Below are 20,065 nucleotides of genomic sequence, written 5' to 3'. Positions count from 1 at the left end.
GAGGGGTTACTTCGCGAGGAAGGACTTCAGTGCCGCGTTGACCTCGTCGGCGTGAGTCCACAGCAACCCGTGCGGGGCGCCCTCGACCTCGACATACTCGGCATCGGGGACGGCCTGGTGGAAGCGGCGCGCGGTGGCGTCGATCGGCAGGATGTTGTCCTTCGTCCCGTGCAGGATCAGGGTCGGCTTGCCGGCGGCACGGACGGCATCGACATCGCCGCGGAAGTCCTCGATCCAGGCGGGGACCACGGCGTAGGCGGCCACCGGCGCGCTGCCGACCGCGACGTTCCAGCTGCCCTGCACGGCCTCTTCGCTGATGCGGGAGCCCAGGGTCTCGTCGAGGTTGTAGAAGTTCTTGTAGAAGTCGGTGAACCACGCGAAGCGGTCGCCCTTCGCGGCGGCCTCGATCCCGTCGAAGACCTCCTGCGGCACGCCCTCGGGGTTGTCGTCGCGCTGCACGAGGAAGGGCTCGAGTGAGGCGAGGAAGGCGAGCTTGGCCACCCGGTCGTGTCCGTAGCGGGCGACGTAGCGTGCCAGTTCGCCCGTGCCCATCGAGAAGCCGACCAGCACGACGTCACGCAGGTCGAGGGTCTCGAGCACGGTGTTCAGGTCGGCCGCGAACGTGTCGTAGTCGTAGCCGGACGCCACCTTGGAGGACTGCCCGAAACCGCGGCGGTCGTACGTGATGACGCGGTAGCCCTGGGCGAGGAGCTCGCGGGTCTGACGCTCCCAGCTGTGACCGTCGAGCGGATAGCCGTGGATCAGGACGACGGGCTGGCCGGCACCCTGGTCTTCGTAGTAGAGCTCGATCGGGGTGCTGTTCTCGTTTCCGACGGTGATGTAACCCATGATCCTGGTCCTTTCGGTTCCGGTGAGAACGATCGTTCTCGCTCGATATGACCAACATAGAGAACGTGCGTTCTCATGTCAAGTAGACTTCTGGGTATGACCGAAGACGAGGCACGTGAGCGCATTCTCTCCGCCGCGGAGGAGCTGTATTACCGCAAGGGGTACGCGGCCGTGGGCATGGACGAGCTGCGCTCGGCGGCCGGCGTGTCGCTGCGTCGTCTGTATGCGCTGTTCCCGGCTAAGACCGACATCGTCGCGGCCGTCCTCGCGCGCAAGCACGTCGAGTGGGAGTCCGGACTCGCGGGTGCTGTGACCGACGCGGGCGACGATCCGCGGACGCGTCTCCTCGCCGTCTACGGCTACCTCGAGGACTGGTTCTGTGCCGATGACTTCCGCGGCTGCGCCTTCATCAACGCCTTCGGTGAACTCGGCGGCACGAACCCCGAGGTCGCCGGGATCGTCCGCGCGCACAAGGCGTCGTTCCAGGAGTACATGGCAGGACTCGTCGCCGCGACCGGGGCCCCGGCGGCGCTCGCGGCCCAGCTCTCCATCCTCGCGGAGGGCGCCCAGAGCACCGCGGCGATCTCGTCCGATCCTGCGGTCGCCGTGCAGGCGCGCGAAGCCGCCGAGGTGCTGATCGACGCGGCGTTCGCCCGCCCCTGACCCCACCCCGCCCGCGCCGGCCCCCGCCCCCCCGCGCGCTCCCTCCGCCCGCGCCCCCGCGCCGTCTCCCTGCACGGATGTCGGGGGTTCGGACGGATGTCGGGCGTCGAGGCGGCGTGTCGTCCGACAGGTGTCCATCCGTCCGACATCCGTGCCGGCAGAGTGTCGAACATGGCTAACCTGGTTAGCGAAACCGTGGAGCGCTGTCAAGGCGGGTGCGTCCGAGGATGAGGCTGCCTACGGTCGGGGCATGGAATCACGCAGCAGAGGCATCGTCCGCCAGTCGCTGATCATCGCCGCGGCGTCGTTCATGCTGATCGCGGCCGCGGTGGGCGCGGGCGCTTTCGGCGGAGCATCCGTCGACGATCTGCAGGATGGCGCGCTCTCGGCTCAGGGCTCCTACCTGGCGCCGGCCGGGCCCGCGTTCTCGATCTGGTCGCTGATCTACTTCGGCCTGATCGCGTACACCGTGTGGCAGGCGCTTCCCGCGCAACGGCAGGACGATCGCCAGCAGGCTGTGGGCGGATGGATCGCCGCCTCGATGGTGCTCAACGGACTGTGGTTGGTCACGGCGCGGTACCTCACCCTCTGGCTGACGGTGCTCGTGATCGCGGCGCTCCTGGCCGTGCTCGCGCGGATCATCGTCATCCTCGATCGATTCCCCGCCCGCAACCTCGCCGACCGTGTGCTCACCGACGGCGCGAACGGCCTGCATTTCGGCTGGGTGACGATCGCGACCGTGGCGAACACCGCCGCGTGGCTCACGCAGATCGCGCCAGAGGACTGGGCCGAGGCGGCCGACGCGTGGGCCGTGGCCGTCCTGGTCGTGGTGCTCGTGATCGGAGGGGCAGCGGCCTGGTTCACCGGACGCATCGCCCCGGCCCTCGCGACCGCGTGGGGTCTGAGCTGGCTCGCGGTCGGTCGGCTGACGGGAGAGCCCGAGAGCACGCCGACCGCGGTGACGGCGATCATCGTCGCCGTCCTGCTCGTCGTCGTGGGAATCGTCGCCGTGCTCCGTCGTCGGCGTGAAGCCCCGGCAGCGCGCACGGCGCCGCTCGGACGCTAGAGCACCAGGCGGTAGCCCATCCCCGCCTCGGTGAGCAGATGCACCGGGGCACCGGGCTCGTGCTCGAGCTTCTTCCGCAGCTGCGACATGTACAGACGCAGGTAGCCGGAGTCGGAGACCTGCTCGCTGCCCCAGATCTCCTTGAGCAGATCCTGACGGGTGACGAGGGCCCCGGGGTGCCGGGACAGGTGCTCCAGCATCCGCCATTCCGTCGGGGTCAGGTGCACGCGTGCGCCAGCCCTGGTCACGGTCTTGGTGGCGAGGTCCACCACGACATCGCCGAACGACACGGTCGACTCCCCACCCACCGGCATGGACCGGCGCGACAGGGCGCGCAGGCGGGCGAGGAGTTCGTCGACCTGGAACGGCTTGGTCACGAAGTCGTCCGCGCCGGCGTCGAGCGCCTCCACCTTGTCGGCGGAGCCGGTGCGACCCGACACCACGATGATCGGCACGTTCGTCCAGCCGCGCAGAGCCTGGATGACCTCGATGCCGTCGAGGCGCGGCATACCCAGGTCGAGCATGATGAGGTCGGGGTGGGTCTGCGCGGCAGCCGCGATCGCGGCCGCGCCATCCGGAGCGACGACCACGTCGTAGCCGTGTGCGGCGAGGGTGATCCTCAACGCTCGCACCATCTGCGGGTCGTCGTCGGCGATGAGGAGCTTCACTCCGAGCCTTCCGTGTCGCGGGGTCCTGCGGCAAGAGGCAGGGAGATGACCATGGTGAGGCCCCCGCCGGGGGTGTCCTCGGGTGTCAGGGTACCGCCCATGCCCTCGGTGAACCCGCGCGACAGGGCGAGCCCGAGACCGAGGCCGGTCGTGTTGTCGGTGTCGCCGAAGCGCTGGAACGGCTGGAAGATGCGGTCGCGTCGCTCGGGGGACACGCCGTCGCCCCGGTCGATGATGCGGATCTCGGCGTGATCGAGGAGCGCGCTCGTCGAGACGATGACCTTGGCGCCGTCCGGAGCATGGCGGTGAGCGTTCGCGAGCACATTGACGATCACGCGTTGGAGCAGCACGGGGTCGGCGAACACGGGAGGGAGGTCGGGGTCGAGCGCGAGCTCCACATCGGACGGTCCGAGGCCCAGTTCGTCGACCGCAGCGAGCACGGTGCCTGCGGCATCCATCCGAGAGGCCGAGACGGCGAGCACGCCCGCCTGCACGCGACTCACATCGAGCAGATCGGTCACCAGCGTCGACAGCGTCGCGAGGCTCTCGTCCGCCGTGGCCAGCAGCTCGTCGCGGTCGGCGGCCGAGAGTCGGTGCGCGCCGCGGAGACCGCCGATCGCCGCGACAGCCGAAGCGAGCGGGCGGCGGAGGTCGTGGCTGACGGCGGACAGCAGAGCGCTCCGCACCTGGTCGGTCTCGGCGAGGGACTCGGCCTCACGCGCGGTCGCCCGGAGGTCGGTGTGCTCGATCGCCGCCGACAGCTGCGCCACGATCGCGTCGAGCAGACGCCGTTCGGGCCCGGCCAGCGGGTCGCCGTTCAACTCGAGCACCGCGCGGGGGCCGCCCCCGGGCCGGATGCCGACCGGGATCGTGGTCGCCCGTCCGTCGGCCACGGGCTCCCCATCGCTCGCGAGCACTTCACCGTCGGGCGAGAGCAGACGCACGCCGCTCAGGCCGAACGCCTCGCGCGTGCGACTGACCAGGGCGAGGACCGCGTTGTCGCCGCGCAGCACGTTGCCGGCGACGGCGGCGAGCAGCTCGGCTTCCGCGGCGGCGCGTTGCGCGGTGCGAGCGCGCCGGGCGGCCTGGTCGACGATGATGCTCACCAGGATCGCGATCACGACGTAGAGCGCGAGGGCGAGCACGTGCAGCGGATGCGCGATCGTGATGGTGAACAGCGGTGCGACGAACAGGAAGTCGAGCGTGACGCCCGAGAGCACGGCGGCGAACACCGCCGGACGGATGCCCCCGATGAGGGCGACGACGACCACGAGCAGCTGATACGCGAGCACTTCGGCCGTGATCGACTCGGGGCTGCGGAACGTGAACATGATCCACGACAGCAGGGGGCCGACCACCAGGGCCACTCCGAAGCCGAGCGCCTGCCGCCGCCAGCCGAGGGCCCCGCCCGTGATGCGCGGCAGGGCGATGCGTCCGCCCGCCGCCGCATGCGTGACGATGTGCACGTCGATGTCGCCCGAGCGCCGGATGACCTCCGATCCGATGCCAGGACCGGTGAGCGCCGCCGTGAGACGACCGCGCCTGCTGACGCCGATCACGAGCTGCGTGGCATCGGCGCCCTGGGCGAACTCGACGAGCGCGCCGGGGATGTCGTCGCCGACGACCTGGTGGTACGAGCCGCCGAGCGACTCCACGAGCGTGCGCTGCGCCGCGAGGGCGCCTGGTGTCTCGTCGCGCAGGCCGTCCTGCGCGGTGATGTGCACCGCGAGCAGCTCGCCGCCGGCCGAACGGGCGGCGATCCGAGCGCCGCGACGGATCAGCGTCTCCCCCTCAGGGCCGCCCGTCAGGGCGACGACCACGCGCTCCCTGGCCTGCCACGCACCCTCGATGCCCTGCTCGGCGCGGTAGCTGCGCAGCGCGCTGTCGACCTCGTCGGCGAGCCAGAGGAGGGCCAGCTCGCGCAGGGCGGTGAGGTTGCCGAGGCGGAAGTAGTTCGACAGCGCGGCGTCGATGCGCTCCGCCGGGTACACGAGTCCGGCCGACAGCCGGTCCCGCAGCGTCTGCGGGGCGAGGTCGACGACCTCGATCTCGTCGGCGGCGCGGACGACGGCATCAGGGATCGTCTCCTGCTGCGCGACGCCCGTGATCTTCTCGACCACCGCGTTCAGCGACTCGATGTGCTGCACGTTGACCGTCGTGACCACGTCGATGCCCGCGTCCAGCAGCTCGTCGACGTCCTGCCAGCGCTTCGCGTTGCGCGAGCCGGGGGCGTTCGTGTGCGCGAGCTCGTCGACGAGGGCGATCTCGGGCGCGCGGTCGAGCACGGCGTCGATGTCGAGCTCGGTCAGGGTGATCCCGCGGTGGAGATCGACGCGGCGCGGCACCTCGGGGATGCCGATGGTCTGGGCCCTGGTCGCCGCGCGCTCGTGGGTCTCGACGATCGCGATCACCACGTCGTGGCCCTCGTCGAGCATGCGCCGCCCCTCCGCGAGCATCTCGTACGTCTTGCCGACGCCGGGCGCGGCGCCGAGCAGCACCCGGAGCCGACCGCGGCGCACGGAGGATCGACGGAGTGGTTCTCCGGTCATTCGCCCTCCCGGTCGTCGAGCGCGAGGTTGAGTTCGGCGACGTTGAGGCGCTCCGCACCGAGGAATCCCAGATCCCGCCCTTGAATCCTAGACTCCACGAGCTCCCGCACCTGCTGCGTCGGGAGCCCACGGGCCTCGGCGACGCGCGGGACCTGCAGCAGCGCGTACTCGACGCTGATGTGCGGGTCGAGCCCCGAACCGGAAGCCGTCACCGCATCGGCCGGCACCTGCGACGGGTCGACGCCTTCGCGCTCCGCGATGGCCGCCGTGCGCTCCTCGATGGCGGCCACCAGGTCGGGGTTCTCCGGCCCGAGGTTGCTGCCGCCGGACGAGGCTCCGTCATAGCCGTCGCCGGCCGCCGACGGGCGCGACTGGAAGTACTGCGGCAGGGCCTCGCCATCGGCATCCGTGAAGGGCTGGCCGATGAGCGCGCTGCCCTCGTCGTCGGGGAGCAGCGACCCGTTCGCCTGCCCCGGGAGCAGCACCTGGCCGATCCCGGTGACCAGGAGTGTGTACCCGACTCCGAGCACGAGGGTGAGGACGATCATCGCGCGGACGGCGACCCCGGTGGTGCGGAGGGTGGTGCGGGTGGAGGACATGAGGTGCCTTTCCTGAGGTGCGTGGTCGGAGCAGGGTCAGAAGCCCGGGATGAGACTGACCACGAGGTCGATGAGCTTGATGCCGAGGAACGGCGCGATGATGCCGCCGAGTCCGTAGACCAGCAGGTTGCGCTGCAGGATCTGGGAGGCGCTCGCTGGGCGGTACTTCACCCCGCGCAGGGCCAGGGGGATCAGGAACACGATCACGATCGCGTTGAAGATGATCGCGCTGGTGACGGCGGAGGCCGGGGAGTGCAGCTGCATGATGTTGAGGGCCGCGAGCCCGGGGAAGACCCCCATGAACATCGCCGGGATGATGGCGAAGTATTTGGCGATGTCGTTCGCGAGCGAGAACGTGGTGAGCGCTCCGCGGGTGATGAGCAGCTGCTTGCCGATGCGCACGATGTCGATCAGCTTGGTCGGGTCCGAGTCGAGGTCGACCATGTTGCCGGCCTCCTTCGCCGCCGAGGTGCCGGTGTTCATCGCGACGCCGACATCCGCCTGGGCGAGTGCGGGGGCGTCGTTCGTGCCGTCGCCGGTCATCGCGACCAGGCGGCCGCCCTGCTGTTCGCGGCGGATGAGTTCGAGCTTGTCCTCCGGTGTGGCTTCGGCGAGGAAGTCGTCGACGCCGGCCTCCGCGGCGATGGCCTTCGCGGTCAGGGGGTTGTCGCCCGTGATCATGACCGTGCGGATGCCCATGTTGCGCAGCTCATCGAACCGCTCGCGCAGTCCCTCCTTCACGATGTCCTTGAGGTGCACGACGCCGAGGATCCGGGCGTCGGACCCTGGTTCGCCGGACGCTTGTCGGGAGTTCGCACGGATGTCGGACGACTCGCCGCGGCCCGGCCCGACATCCGTGCCTTCGCCCGACAGGTGTGCAGGGACGGATGCGGATGCGGTGACGGACGCGGCGGACGCGGCGGCGGATGCGCGCACCGCGACGACGAGGGGTGTGCCACCGCTCGCGGCCACGCCGTCGGTCGAGGCGGCGAGCTCGTCGTCGCTGTCGAGTCCGAGCCACGCCCGCACCGCGGAGCCTGCACCCTTGCGGATCTGCGTGCCGTCGGCCAGGTCGAGCCCCGACATGCGGGTCTGCGCCGTGAAGGGGACGACCACGGCGTCGGCGGGTGCCGTCACCCGGATGCCGCGGGCCTCGGCGAGTTCGACGATCGAGGCGCCCTCCGGCGTGGGGTCGGCGAGCGACGACAGGGCAGCGACCCGGAGCAGCTCTTCCTCGTCGACGCCCGAGAGGGGCAGCACCTCGTGCGCGCGGCGGTTGCCGTGCGTGATGGTGCCCGTCTTGTCGAGGAGCAGTGTGGTGACGTCTCCTGCGGCCTCGACCGCGCGCCCCGACATCGCCAGCACGTTGCGCTGCACGAGCCTGTCCATTCCCGCGATGCCGATCGCCGAGAGGAGGGCCCCGATGGTGGTCGGGATCAGGCACACGAGCAGGGCGATGAGCACCGGGATGCTGACCGGCGACGCGGCGTACGACGCGATCGGGTTGAGGGCGAGTACTACCACCAGGAAGACGATCGACAGACTGGCGAGCAGGATGTTCAGGGCGATCTCGTTGGGGGTGCGCTGGCGGCTCGCACCTTCGACCAGGGCGATCATCCGGTCGACGAAGGTCTCGCCCGGCTTCGAGGTGATGCGCACCACGATGCGGTCGGACAGCACGCGGGTGCCGCCGGTCACCGCGCTGCGGTCGCCGCCGGACTCGCGGATCACCGGAGCGCTCTCGCCCGTGATGGCCGACTCGTCGACGGTCGCGATGCCCGCGATGATGTCTCCGTCGCCGGGGATCAGCTCGCCCGCCGTGACGATCACGACGTCGTCGCGCTGCAGCTCGGCCGACGACACCTGCGCGGTCGCGGCGTGCTCTGCGGCGGCATCCGCTGACGGGTCGTAGCCAACCACGCGGCGGGCCATGGTGCTCGTGCGGGTCTTGCGCAGGCTCGCCGCCTGGGCCTTGCCGCGTCCCTCGGCGACCGACTCGGCCACGTTCGCGAACAGCACCGTGAGCCAGAGCCACACGGCGATGCCCACCGTGAAGGGAGCGGGAACCGGCGTGCCGCCGGAGTCGGCGGGGCCGCCGAGGAAGGGCTCGGCGATCGCGAGCACGGTGGTGAACGCGGCGCCGACCCATACGAGGAGCATGACCGGGTTGCGGACGAGGGCTGCGGGGTTGAGCTTGCGGAGCGCGCCGGGGAGTGCCTGCACGAGCTGCGACCAGCCGAAGGAGCGCGACGGCTGCACGGCGGCGGGTGCCGGAGCATCCTGCCGTTCGGAGGGGGTGGTGATGAGAGTCATGGTCAGACGAGTCCTTCGGCGAGGGGTCCCAGCGCGAGCACGGGGAAGTAGGTGAGAGCGGTCACGACGACCGTCACGGTGAGGAGCAGCCCGACGAACTGCGGGCGATGCGTCGGCAGGGTTCCCGAGGTGGCGGGCACCCGCTCCTGGGCGGCGAACGAGCCGGCGAGGGCGAGCACGAGAACGATCGGCAGGAAGCGCCCCAGCAGCATCGCGATGCCGAGCGCGGTGTTGAACCACGGGGTGTTCGCGGTGAGTCCGGCGAAGGCGGAGCCGTTGTTGTTCGCGGCCGAGGTGAAGGCGTAGAGCACCTCGCTCATGCCGTGCACGCCGGGGTTGAGGATGCTGGTCGACTCCACGTCTTCTCGGATGCCGGGGATCGCGAAGCTCAGGGCGGTGCCGCCGAGGACGAGCGCGGGGACCACGAGGATGTACAGGCTGGCGAGGGTGATCTCCCGCGGTCCGATCCGCTTGCCGAGGTACTCCGGGGTGCGTCCGACCAGCAATCCGCCGACGAACACCGCGATGATCGCGAGCACGAGCATGCCGTAGAGGCCCGATCCGACACCACCGGGGGCGACCTCGCCGAGCATCATGTTCAACATCGGCATCATGCCGCCCAGGGCCGTGTACGAGTCGTGCATCGAGTTGACCGCACCGGTCGAGGTGAGCGTGGTCGCGCTGCCGAAGAGCGTGGAGCCGAGGATGCCGAAGCGCACCTCCTTGCCCTCCATCGCGGCCCCGGCGAGTTCGGGTGCGCTGCCGCGGCCGGCGAGTTCGAGCGCCGAGAGGGCGAAGGTCGAGACGAGGAAGATCGCGCCCATGACCGCCGCGATCGCGTAGCCCTGACGGTGGTCGCCGACCATGCGGCCGAAGGTGCGCGGGAGGGAGAACGGGATCACGAGGATCAGCAGCACCTCGAGCAGGTTCGTGAAGCCGGTCGGGTTCTCGAACGGGTGCGCGGAGTTGGCGTTGAAGAACCCGCCCCCGTTCGTGCCGAGCAGCTTGATCGCCTCCTGCGAGGCGACGGGCCCACCCGGGATGCTCTGGGGTGCGCCGGACACCGTGGTGACATCGGTGAGTCCCGCGAAGTTCTGGATGACGCCGCCCGCGAGCAGTGCGACCGCGCCGATCAGGGCGATCGGAAGCAGGATGCGCCCGAGGCCGCGGATCAGGTCGACCCAGAAGTTGCCGATGGTCGTCGAGCCTCGGCGCGCGAGTCCGCGGATCAGCGCGATCGCGATCGCGAGGCCCACGGCTGCCGACACGAAGTTCTGCACCGTGAGGCCCGCGAGCTGCACGGTGTAGCCCATCGTCTGCTCCGGCGAGTACGACTGCCAATTCGTGTTCGCCACGAACGAGGCTGCCGTGTTGAAGGCGAGCCCCTCCGGCACCGCGGGGAGTCCGAGCGACTGCGGCAGGAACGCCTGGAGGCGCTGCAGCCCGTAGACGAGGAGCACCCCGACCACCGAGAACGCCAGCACGCTGCGGGCATACGCGCGCCAGGTCTGCTCGGACGACGAGTCGACCCCGATGATCCGGTAGATGCCGCGCTCCGCTCGCAGGTCGCGCGCCGAGGTGTAGACGTGCGCGATGTAGTCGCCGAGCGGGCGGTAGAGGAGCACGAGCACGACCACGACGGCCGCGACCTGCAGGACGCCGAACCAGATCGTCGCGTCCATCAGAACCGCTCCGGGGCGACGAGGGCCACCACGAGGTAGACGATGGCGGCGACGCCGAGGACGGCCGCGAGGATCTCGAAGACGATCATGCGCGGTCCACCGCCTTGGCGACCAGGGACACGAGGGCGAACAGCGCGAGAGTCAGCGCGATGTAGATGATGTCGAGCACGGATCCGATACAACTCCCGCGGCAGCGCGCGAACGGCGATCCTCACGCTTCCCCTACGCCCCCGGTGCGGATGCATGCGCGTTGCTCACGGCAGCCGCGGTTTTCCGGATGTCGGTCGCGGCCCGGATCGGACATCGCCCTCATTGCGAACCCGACGCTGGTGGTGCGCTATGTCCACGGATGTGATTATTATGTCGTCATATGACGACCATGCGAAGAGAGTTGCCCACGTGACGAAGGTGGAACTGTTCTATGGCGATCTCGACGAGTCCGCTCGCGAGTGTGAAGAGGCGTCGAGCGGACTCCTGTTCGATGTGTCTCGCATCGGCGGGGGCGACTTCGGAGTGGAGGCGCCGGTCGGCCGCCATGGGTTGCAGGTCGAGGTGCACTCCCGGATTGTCGAGCTACACGACGCCGCCGCCACGCATGGCGATGCCGGATCGGCCCTCGCCGCCTCGCTCTTCGCGATCGCGGCGACCTACTCCGAACTCGATGAAGAGCTCGCGGGGGAGGGCGCGCCGTGAACCTGTCTTCGCCACGGCGGGGATACCCCCTGGAGCGGATCGCCGGCGACGTCGGCACGATGTCCCGATCGGTCGATCAGGTTGAGATCGTGGCCGCGCACCTTCGCACGCTGCGCGGCGCGTCAGGACGCGCCGCAGCCCTGCCGGGGCGGGACAGGGCGGTCACCGCCGCGCGCACCGACGCGCGGGAGATCCTGTCGACGATCGGCCCGCACGTCGCGGTCGCTCAGAGGCTCTCGGCGGCCCTGTCGAGGTATGCGAGGGCCTATGACGAGCACGCGCACAGGGCGAACGACCTGATCGAGCAGATCGAGTCGGCGCACGGGTCGTGGCTCGCGCTGAACGCGGCGTCGGATGAGGCGGGTCGGGGTGCTCTCGCTGCCGCGGAGGGCGACGATCCGGTCGTCGCGCAGGCCGCAGAGGAGCTGGCGACCGACCTGATCAGGGATCGCCGAAGGGTGGAGGAGGAGCTCGACGACCTCTGGACCCGCTACGAGTTCCATTTCGGAGCATGGGACGAGGCCTACGACACAGCGGTGCGCGCGCTCGGGGAGAGCGCGGGCGTGAACCTCTCGCACGAGTCGCGGGACCTCCTGCAGGATCTGCTCGCGGCGGATTCGCCGCAGGAGGTGCTCGCCCTGTGGCTCCTGCACCCCGAGTTGCAGGAGGAACTCATCGATGCGGACCCTGCGGCCTTGGGTGCGCTGGATGGCCTCCCCGCGGCTGTGCGGGTACATGCGAATCAGCGGAGCGCTGCCGCATGGATCGAGGAGGCCCTGACGGAGCGTGAGCGTGAGCCGGACGGATCGGAGCGAGCGGCGTTTCTCGCGAAGGAGATCGACTACCTCCGGAAGGTGCAGCACGGCGAGGTGCAGCTGTATCTGTACGACCGCGACTTCTCGCGCATCGTCGAGGTCGTCGGGGATCTCAGTGTCGCGCCGACGCACGTGCTCACGTATGTGCCCGGTACGTTCACGAGCCTCGCGAGCTTCTACGGCGGCGACGTGCAGCAGGTCGCGGGTCAAATGGTGCGAGCGGTGCCCGGAACCCTCGCGTTCGTCTACAAGGACGGTGAGTTCCCTGGCGAGGACTCAGAGGCGGGTGGAATGAACCCGATGCGAATCGGGGAGGCGAACGACCATGATCGTGCCGTCGAGGCAGGGCGGCAGCTGGCTCGGTTCGAGGCCGGGATGCGGGCAGATCCGGCGACCGGTGCAGCGGAGCAGGATGCGTTGGGGCACAGTTGGGGGCTTGCGAACGTGACGAGCGCGGAGGTCGCCGGTGCCGAGTTCGACAAGGTGATCTCGCTCTCCGGAGCCGGGTTGCCGCCGGAATGGTCCCCGGACCCCGACACCGTGTATGCCGACCTCTCCTATCGAGATCTTCTCCAGGAGGGACAGCACATGGGACTCGTCTGGGACGGCAACAACCCGCGCTCTCACCCGGCTTTCGAGCACGGCGGCTACTACGTCGGCCCGGACGACGCGGTGCTCGATCAGGCCGAGGGCGGGAGCGCTCATCCGGGGTACGGTCTCACGCCCGACTACTTCCGGGTGCTGACGGAGAACCACAGCCTGATTGCGAGCGACGATCCCGCTAACTGGGAAGCGCTGCAAGACATTCGGCGGCTGGTAGCAAGGTGACGAGGTGGCTCGGTATGTCGGCGGTAGCGGCGGTGGCAATCATGTTGGGGCTATGCGGGTGCTCTGGAGCGAAAGTGCCACCAGAACGGAACCTGGACCAGAGCTGGGAGGAGGTGAAGGCTTCGACGCAGGCGATGGAGCGGGAGGTCGCGGCCCTCGTGCCGGACAAGGATGTCGTTCGCGTGGATCAGAACGAGAAGGGGGGCCTGTTCAGTTGTGATGAAGCACGGCACCGATGGACGGGGATCACCACAGTCACTCTTGTCCCCGGCGTCGAGATCGAGTCGCTCTTGAAAACGTTGGAGGACCAGATCGCAGATGCGCTGCATCACAGAGGCGAGTTCACCGTGTCGCATCGACGCGACATCTTCGGCGACTATGCGCTGACCGCGCAGTCGAAGACGACGGGAGAGGCTGTTCTTCTCGGGCAAGGCGACGAAGGAACCATCGTGATCGACTCCTGGTCGGTGTGCTTCACGCTCCCCGAGGGCACCTATCCCGGTGGCGACTTCTGAGCGTGGGCTGGACAGGAGGTGGTGCGGTGGCATTCACTGCTGAATGAGGGCACCGGGGGTTGACCTCTCGGGTCAGCCCCCGCATCCTCGCAGTTCAACGCGCCATGAGTTGATCCCGCGCACGCTCTGCTCACCCAGCTGATCGGAGGAACCAGAGATGGCTGAACGCCCGATGGTGATTGTTCCTGATGTGGTCGGCCAACCGGTGGACATCGCCGGCGAAACCGCGGCCGCAATCGGGTTGATTCTGTCGAGCGGAGATCTCGACGGCCCTGGTATCCGCGCACGTACCTGGCCTGGGCTCTTCTGGGTGACGAGCCAAGATCCTCAGGCAGGAGCGATCGTCGAGCGCGGAAGTCCGCTGCGCGTCACTTTTGTGGAGGATGGTCAAGCCAGGAGCGACGTGCCGGCGCAGTCATCCGGGCCGTTGCCGTCGCTCGAAAGCCATGCGGATGACGATCCCGACGAGCGCCTGCGGGGGCGCACGTATCCCGGCGGTGACTTCTGAAGACGGTCATGTCCGACCTCCGCTCACCCGCCGCATCTCCGCCGCGAGTGCCTGGTTCGTCTCCGCCAACCGTGCCGTGATGGTGTCTCGCACCTCGGGCGTCTTGTTCTGGCTGAGCTTGGCGCGCGCGTCGAAGCGGTCGACGCGCATCCGCAGACCCACCGTGCCCTTCGCCGCCCGGCGCGTTCCCTGCTCGTCCTCCGACAGATGCCGACCGTGCTCCTGGCGACTCTCGAAATGGTCAGTCAGACGCGTGAGCATCGCGTAGTTCTCCTCCTCGCCGAGGATTTCGGGGGTGCCGTACAGGTGCGCGGTGACGTGGTTCCACGTCGGGACCAGGTCGCCCGGCGCATAGAGGCTCGACGACACGTAGTCGTGCGGACCCTGGATGATCACCAGCACCTCGTGTCGGCCGAGCTCATGCAGCTGCTCGTCCGGACGTCCGAAGTGGCTCGCGATCACGATCTCGTCCTCGTCCTCGAGCAGCAGGGCCGGGTAGTGCGAGGCGATCAGGCCCGAGCTCGTCGGGGAGACGAACGTCGCCCACGGGTTGCCGCGGATCAGGCGCTTGACCTCTTCGGGGTCGGTCATCAGGTAGCGGGGTGTGTGTCGCATCAGGACTCCTCGGTGCGGGGGCGGGTGGTCAGACGGGTGCGCACGGCCAGGGCGGCACAGGCGATGACGGCGAGTCCGCCGACGGCGGTGGGCCAGCCGATCGGCTCGTGGAGCAGGATCGCGGCCCAGGCGATGCCCATCACCGGCTGCACGAGCTGGATCTGACTCACCTGCGCCATCGGCCCGATCGCGAGGCCGCGGTACCAGGCGAAGAAGCCGAGGAGCATGCTCACGGCGGCGAGGTAGGCGAAGGCGAGCCACTGCACCGGTGTTGCGGATGGCGGCTGTGCGAACGCCGATGTCACGGTCAGCGCTGTCATGAGCGGAGCGGCGACGATCAGGGCCCACGACACCGTCTGCCATGCCCCGAGCTCTCGGGCGAGAAGGCCGCCCTCGGCGTAGCCGACCGCGGCGGCGAGGACGGCCCCGAACAGCAGCAGGTCGGCTCCGGTGAGCGCACCGATCCCGCCGTTCTGCAGTGAGGCGAAGACGACAGCGGCGGCGGCGCCGAGGATCGCGTAGACCCAGAACGAACGAGCGGGCCGTTCGCCCGTGCGCAGCACCACGGCGACCGCGGTGGCGGCGGGCAGCAGACCGATCACGACCGCACCGTGACTGGCCGGGGTCGTGGTCATCGCGAACGACGTGAGCAGCGGGAACCCGGCCACGACGCCGCCGGCGACGATCGCGAGTCGCGCCGCCTGCCTCATTGTGGGGCGCCGCTGACGGGTGGCGGCAAGGGCGATGCCCGCGAGGATCGCGGCGACGACGGCGCGACCCGATCCGGTGAACAGGGGCGACAGCCCGCCGGTCGCGACGCGCGTGAACGGGAGGGTGAAGGAGAAGGCGGTGACGCCGAGGAGTCCCCACCACAGTCCGGCGCGGGTCGATAGCACTGGCGTGCGCGGAGCGATAACGCTACTCTCTACTTTCATGAGTCAGGATAGCAGTGACCGGATCGTCGCGGGAGTCCGTACCTGGATCGCGTCCGCGTCTGCGGGAGCCAGGGTCCCCTCGAACCGGGCGTTGATGGCCGAATACGGGGCGAGCCCTGTGACGGTGCAGAAGGCCATGCGGCAGCTCGTCCGGCTCGGACTTGTCGAGTCGCGCCCCGGCGCCGGGACGTTCGTGCGGGCGACGCCCACCGCGCGCGCAGCCGACTACGGCTGGCAGACCGCTGCTCTCGGCGCAGCGCCGGCCGGACTCGCCGGGCTCTCGTCGACCCAGCGCACCGTGGCGCCTGACGCCATCGGACTGCACTCCGGATACCCGGCGGCAGACCTGCTGCCGGAGCGCCTGGTGCGACAGGCGATCATACGGGCCGCGCGATCCGAGGCCGCGCTGACGCGCTCTCCTGCGGCCGGGAATCCCGACCTCCAGGCCTGGTTCTCGAGCGAGCTCGCCTCCTCGGCCCCGGCGGGGGTGACGCCGGCGTCGGGGCGCGATGCCCTGATCATCTCGGGCAGTCAGAGCGGACTGAGCTCGATCTTCCGTGCGGTCGTCGGCGTCGGACAGCCGCTGCTGATCGAGTCGCCGACTTACTGGGGTGCGCTGCTCGCGGCGGCACAGGCGGGGGTGGTGCTGGTGCCGGTCCCTTCCGGACCCCAGGGTCCCGACCCGGACGAGGTCGAGCGCGCGTTCGCGCTGACCGGCGCTCGGGCGTTCTACGCGCAGCCGACCTTCGCCAATCCGACCGGCGCACAGTGGACGACAGCCACCGGAGCCGCCGTCCTGGAGGCAGTCCGTCGCCACGGCGCCTTCCTGATCGAAGACGACTGGGCGCACGACCTCGGAATCGACGCCGAACCACGACCGATCGCCGCATCGGACGACGACGGCCACGTCGTGTACTTGCGCTCGCTCACGAAGAGCGTCTCGCCCGCGCTGCGGGTGGCGGCGGTGATCGCCAGGGGTCCCGCGCGGGATCGCATCCTCGCCGACCGTGCCGCCGAGTCGATGTACGTGAGCGGTCTGCTGCAGGCCGCCGCGCTCGACGTGGTCACGCAGCCTGCGTGGCGCACACACCAGCGCGGGTTCCGTGAGCACCTGCGCGCTCGTCGCGACCTGCTGGTGTCGAGTCTGGCTGCCTCGGCGCCGCGCGCGCAGGTCGAGCACGTGCCCGTCGGCGGTCTCAACCTGTGGGTGCGGTTGCCCGAGGGGACCGATGTCGGACAGGTCGTGCGCGACTGCGAGGTGCGCGGCGTGATCATCGCGCCAGGGTCGGAGTGGTTCCCCGCCGAGCCCTCCGGTGCCTTCGTGCGCCTCAACTACGCCAACGCCGACCCGGCCCGGTTCCCCGAAGCCGCGGGCATCCTCGGCGAGGTGCTCGACGGGTCGTGACTTCGCTCGCCTGACGGGATCGGGTGACGACGCGCGCTACTCCTGCGGCGGGCCGGCGGGCCGGTGCGCGCGACGACCGGACACGACCACCGGACGCCCCGCGCGTTCCTGGCCGGGCAGGGGACGGGAGCGGCGGCCGTAGATGAGCTCCGACGAGTCGAGCAGCCAGGGCACGAGAGTGATCGACACCCCGTGCACGAGCATCAGCTGGTTCGCGAGGCGACGGGCACGACGATTGTGCAGGAACGACTCCCACCAGTGGCCCACGATGTACTGCGGCAGGTACACGGTCACGACCGACGAGCCGTGCTTCTCGCGATACTGCTTGATGAACTGCGTGATCGGCTGGGCGAAGGAACGGTATGGCGACTCGACGATCACGAGAGGGACGGGTACGAGGTGGTCGGCCCACTCCTGCTGGACCTTCGCGGCATCCTCCGCCGACACGGCCACGTGCACGGCGAGGGTCTTGTCGTGCTTGGCGGCGATCGCATAGTCGACGGCCTTCATGACCGGCTTCTGCAGGTGATTCACGAGCACGATCGCGACGTCGCCCGAGGCGCCGAAGCGCGTGGTGTCGTCGATCGCGATCTCGTGCTCGACATCGCGGTAGTACCGCTTCACGCCCATCATCAGGAAGGCGAGAACAGGGATGGCGAAGAACACGAGGTAGGCGCCGTGCGTGAACTTGGTGATCGTCACGATCACCAGGACGAGCACCGTCAGGGTCGCTCCCGCGGAGTTGATGAGGAGTCCCACCTTGGCCGATCGTCGGTCGGAGGTCGAAGCCCCGTCGATGCCGGACCCCGCCGTGCCCTCCACAGGCCCTCGCAGCACTCGCCGCCAGTGCCGGACCATGCCGATCTGCCCGAGGGAGAACGAGACGAAGACGCCGATGATGTAGAGCTGGATCAGCGTCGTCAGCCGCGCCTGGAACACCACGAGCACCGCGATCGCGGCGATGCCCAGCAGGATCATTCCGTTCGAGAACACGAGGCGGTCGCCGCGGGTGTTCAGCGACTTCGGGGCGTAGCCGTCACGGGCGAGCACGGCGCCCAGCAGAGGGAAGCCGTTGAACGCGGTGTTCGCGGCGAGCAGCAGCACGCACGCAGTCGCCGCCTGGACGATGAAGAACGGGATGCTGCCCCCGCCGAACGTGGCCGAGGCGATCTGCGCCATCAGGCTCGGCTGCGGGTTCGTGCAGTCGAAGCCGATCAGATCGCAGGGGTTCTCGGCGTAGTGCACGCCGGTGATCAACGCGAGTGCGGTGAGGCCCGAGAACAGGCAGATCGCGATCGTCCCCATCAGCACCAGGGTCGACTGGGCGTTGCGGACCTTCGGGGCACGGAAGGCCGGCACGCCGTTCGACACGGCTTCGACACCGGTGAGAGCGGAGCAGCCGCTCGAGAACGCCCGCAGGATCAGCAGGATCACGGCGGCCTGGCTCAGGCTCTCGGCCTGCACCGAGAACTCGGCGCTCGAGGCGACGGGGGCGTCACCGAGGAACGTCCGGATCAGACTGGTGACGATCATGATCCCGACCGACCCGATGAACACGTACGTCGGGATCGCGAACACGAGCGAGGCCTCGCGCACGCCGCGGAGGTTCACGATGATGATCAGGATCACGAAGCCGACCGCGAGCTCGACGCGGAACGGATCGAGCCCCGGCACCGCGGAGATGATGTTGTCGACGCCCGAGGCGACCGACACGGCCACGGTCAGCACGTAGTCGACGAGGAGTGCCGCGGCGACGACCACACCGGGGATCTCGCCGAGGTTCTTCGAGGCGACCTCGTAGTCTCCGCCGCCCGAGGGATAGGCCTTGATGAGCTGCCGATAACTGAGCACGACCACGAGCAGAAGGACCACGACCGCGACGGCGACGAGCGGCGTGAACGACAGGAAGGTCAGTCCGCCGATCAGGAGGATCATCACGAGCTCCTGCGGGGCGTATGCCACCGAGCTCAGTGCATCCGAGGCGAAGATCGGCAGAGCCATCCGCTTCGGCAGCAGCTGATCGTCGACCTGCTGGCTCGTCAGCGGTTCCCCGATGAGGATGCGCTTCGCGCGTGGCGGCGCGTCCACGCTCTCCCTGTTTTCGTCTGACACGTCCGGCGACACTACGCCTGCGCACGGCGTCCTCACGTGATCCTCACGGAATCCCTACGGCTGGATACACCGTCCTCACGAAATCCTTACGGCCGTCATCCGGGCCTCACGGCGACGCCTACACTGACACGTTGTGGGGGATCAGGTGCTGCTCGGCTTCATCGCGATAGCGATCGGCGTGGCCTTCGGCGTCGTGCTCTTCGTCCCCTTCGTGGCGATCAGCTACCGTCGGCGCGGACGACTGGGATTCGGCCGCACGATCCTCTGGCTCTCTGCCCTGATCTACTTCTGGGCGATCTGGACCTACACGCTCCTTCCCCTGCCCGACCCCGACGCGATCCGGTGCGTCGGCGCGATCACCGACCCGATGTCCGTGGTCCGCGACGTGCAGACCGCGCTCGCGGCCCCGGGGAACCCGCTGCGACACCCGGCGCTTCTGCAGCTCGCATTCAACGTGCTGCTGTTCGTGCCGCTCGGGGTGTTCGTGCGTGTGCTCGCCGGGCGCGGCATCGTGGTCGCGCTCGCCGCGGGCTTCGGTCTGTCGCTCCTGGTCGAGACGACGCAGCTGACGGGCGTCTGGGGTGTCTACCCGTGCGCGTACCGGTTCTTCGACGTCGGCGACCTCATGACCAACACGCTCGGCGCGGTCGTCGGTTGCACGCTGGCGCTCGTGGTCCCGCGGTCGCTGCGCGGCAGTGGGGCGCGCCCCGATGCCGACCTGGCGCGTCCGGTCACCCGAGGTCGCCGCGCCCTCGCGATGCTGTGCGATGGTCTCGGCTACTTGTTCGTGAGCTTCGGTGTGAGCATCGCGGTGCAGCTGTGGTTGCAGTTCGTGATGGACGATCGGGCGGCGGTCCTCGACGGGCGCATCGCGAACGCCGCCGGCACGATCACCGCGTCGGCGCTGTGGCTGGTGGTGATCCTCGCCGGCGGCCGCTCCGTCGGCGATCTCGCGGTGCAGCTGCGTTACACGGGTTCGAGGATGCCGGTCCCCGTCGCGCGATTCCTGCGCTGGGTGGGTGGCATCGGCGGACTCGGCGCGCTCCCGTTGCTCGGCGGATTGTTCGAGCCCGCGTCCTCCGCGCTGATCCTCGTCGCGATCGTCCTCCTCTTCACGACCCGCCTCGGTCGCGGGCTGCCGGGACTCCTTTCAGGCCAGCAGCTCTCCGATGCCAGAGCGGATGCCGGACCGGACAGCTCCCGGTAACGCCGGCGCCACGTCGTCGCCGCCGGCCAGCCAGACGTCCTGC

The 20,065-nt window shown here is 69.4% G+C and carries 18 protein-coding genes; 8 read left to right on the top strand and 10 right to left on the bottom strand.

Translation table 11 applies throughout. The features are described from left to right. Window positions 1-6: 6 nt before the first annotated feature. Complete coding sequence (locus tag AB0E56_RS00900) at window positions 7-849, bottom strand: alpha/beta hydrolase (RefSeq protein WP_359796234.1); 843 nt, start codon at window positions 847-849, stop codon at window positions 7-9. A gap of 96 nt (window positions 850-945) precedes the next feature. Between AB0E56_RS00900 and AB0E56_RS00895 the strand changes: the two genes are divergently transcribed. Both AB0E56_RS00895 and AB0E56_RS00890 read left to right on the top strand, forming a co-directional pair. Then, complete coding sequence (locus AB0E56_RS00895) at window positions 946-1,512, top strand: TetR/AcrR family transcriptional regulator (protein ID WP_359796233.1); 567 nt, start codon at window positions 946-948, stop codon at window positions 1,510-1,512. A 250-nt stretch (window positions 1,513-1,762) separates the two neighbouring features. After that, on the top strand, window positions 1,763-2,578 hold the full coding sequence (locus AB0E56_RS00890) for a tryptophan-rich sensory protein (RefSeq protein ID WP_359796232.1): 816 nt from the start codon (window positions 1,763-1,765) through the stop codon (window positions 2,576-2,578). Here AB0E56_RS00890 and AB0E56_RS00885 read toward each other — a convergent pair. The 6 genes from AB0E56_RS00885 to AB0E56_RS00860 are packed head-to-tail and all read right to left on the bottom strand — an operon-like array spanning window position 2,575 to window position 10,478. After that, window positions 2,575-3,246, bottom strand: a complete 672-nt coding sequence (locus tag AB0E56_RS00885) for a response regulator transcription factor (protein ID WP_359796231.1) — start codon at window positions 3,244-3,246, stop codon at window positions 2,575-2,577. The two genes, AB0E56_RS00890 and AB0E56_RS00885, sit on opposite strands and share 4 nt — an antisense overlap. Further along, complete coding sequence (locus AB0E56_RS00880; protein ID WP_359798246.1) at window positions 3,243-5,765, bottom strand: ATP-binding protein; 2,523 nt, start codon at window positions 5,763-5,765, stop codon at window positions 3,243-3,245. The genes AB0E56_RS00885 and AB0E56_RS00880 overlap by 4 nt, the downstream gene beginning before the upstream one ends. Before the next feature lie 26 nt (window positions 5,766-5,791). Then, a complete protein-coding gene (kdpC, locus tag AB0E56_RS00875) occupies window positions 5,792-6,394 on the bottom strand; it encodes a potassium-transporting ATPase subunit KdpC (protein ID WP_359796230.1) in 603 nt (200 codons plus the stop codon). 36 nt (window positions 6,395-6,430) lie between these two features. Then, the gene (gene kdpB / locus AB0E56_RS00870; RefSeq protein ID WP_359796229.1) at window positions 6,431-8,707 is read right to left on the bottom strand and encodes a potassium-transporting ATPase subunit KdpB; all 2,277 of its coding nucleotides are present in this window, start codon (window positions 8,705-8,707) and stop codon (window positions 6,431-6,433) included. Window positions 8,708-8,709: 2 nt separating this feature from the next. After that, the gene (gene kdpA, locus AB0E56_RS00865; RefSeq protein ID WP_359796228.1) at window positions 8,710-10,389 is read right to left on the bottom strand and encodes a potassium-transporting ATPase subunit KdpA; all 1,680 of its coding nucleotides are present in this window, start codon (window positions 10,387-10,389) and stop codon (window positions 8,710-8,712) included. Next, the gene (locus tag AB0E56_RS00860) at window positions 10,389-10,478 is read right to left on the bottom strand and encodes a potassium-transporting ATPase subunit F (protein WP_183151684.1); all 90 of its coding nucleotides are present in this window, start codon (window positions 10,476-10,478) and stop codon (window positions 10,389-10,391) included. Before AB0E56_RS00860 ends, kdpA begins: the two co-directional genes overlap by 1 nt. Window positions 10,479-10,788: 310 nt before the next feature. Between AB0E56_RS00860 and AB0E56_RS00855 the strand changes: the two genes are divergently transcribed. The 4 genes from AB0E56_RS00855 (at window position 10,789) to AB0E56_RS00840 (ending at window position 13,748) form a co-directional block, all read left to right on the top strand. Continuing rightward, window positions 10,789-11,082, top strand: coding sequence for a hypothetical protein (locus AB0E56_RS00855; RefSeq protein WP_359796227.1), 294 nt, complete (start codon window positions 10,789-10,791; stop codon window positions 11,080-11,082). Next, window positions 11,079-12,725, top strand: coding sequence for a hypothetical protein (locus AB0E56_RS00850; RefSeq protein ID WP_359796226.1), 1,647 nt, complete (start codon window positions 11,079-11,081; stop codon window positions 12,723-12,725). The genes AB0E56_RS00855 and AB0E56_RS00850 overlap by 4 nt, the downstream gene beginning before the upstream one ends. Before the next feature lie 14 nt (window positions 12,726-12,739). Then, complete coding sequence (locus AB0E56_RS00845) at window positions 12,740-13,240, top strand: hypothetical protein (protein WP_359796225.1); 501 nt, start codon at window positions 12,740-12,742, stop codon at window positions 13,238-13,240. A 157-nt stretch (window positions 13,241-13,397) separates the two neighbouring features. Further along, the gene (locus tag AB0E56_RS00840) at window positions 13,398-13,748 is read left to right on the top strand and encodes a PASTA domain-containing protein (RefSeq protein ID WP_359796224.1); all 351 of its coding nucleotides are present in this window, start codon (window positions 13,398-13,400) and stop codon (window positions 13,746-13,748) included. A 6-nt stretch (window positions 13,749-13,754) separates the two neighbouring features. Here AB0E56_RS00840 and AB0E56_RS00835 read toward each other — a convergent pair whose 3' ends face one another. Next, window positions 13,755-14,363 (bottom strand): FMN-binding negative transcriptional regulator, encoded by a 609-nt coding sequence (locus AB0E56_RS00835; RefSeq protein WP_359796223.1) that lies wholly within the window; start codon window positions 14,361-14,363, stop codon window positions 13,755-13,757. Then, a complete protein-coding gene (locus AB0E56_RS00830; RefSeq protein ID WP_359796222.1) occupies window positions 14,363-15,298 on the bottom strand; it encodes a DMT family transporter in 936 nt (311 codons plus the stop codon). Before AB0E56_RS00830 ends, AB0E56_RS00835 begins: the two co-directional genes overlap by 1 nt. Between AB0E56_RS00830 and AB0E56_RS00825 the strand changes: the two genes are divergently transcribed. Beyond that, window positions 15,297-16,703 (top strand): PLP-dependent aminotransferase family protein, encoded by a 1,407-nt coding sequence (locus tag AB0E56_RS00825; protein WP_359796221.1) that lies wholly within the window; start codon window positions 15,297-15,299, stop codon window positions 16,701-16,703. The two genes, AB0E56_RS00830 and AB0E56_RS00825, sit on opposite strands and share 2 nt — an antisense overlap. A 36-nt stretch (window positions 16,704-16,739) precedes the next feature. Here the strand turns inward: AB0E56_RS00825 and AB0E56_RS00820 are convergent, their stop codons facing one another. Further along, the gene (locus AB0E56_RS00820) at window positions 16,740-18,827 is read right to left on the bottom strand and encodes an APC family permease (protein ID WP_359796220.1); all 2,088 of its coding nucleotides are present in this window, start codon (window positions 18,825-18,827) and stop codon (window positions 16,740-16,742) included. A 121-nt stretch (window positions 18,828-18,948) separates the two neighbouring features. Between AB0E56_RS00820 and AB0E56_RS00815 the strand changes: the two genes are divergently transcribed. Beyond that, window positions 18,949-20,022: a VanZ family protein gene (locus tag AB0E56_RS00815; protein ID WP_359796219.1), complete on the top strand. Its 1,074-nt coding sequence runs from the start codon at window positions 18,949-18,951 to the stop codon at window positions 20,020-20,022. The last annotated feature ends 43 nt before the right edge of the window (window positions 20,023-20,065 follow it).

The sequence above is a fragment of the Microbacterium sp. NPDC028030 genome, assembly GCF_040637855.1.
Taxonomy (GTDB): Bacteria; Actinomycetota; Actinomycetes; order Actinomycetales; family Microbacteriaceae; genus Microbacterium.
Note: the sequence above shows the minus strand (reverse complement) of the source record. Positions and strands in the feature narration are given on the sequence as shown.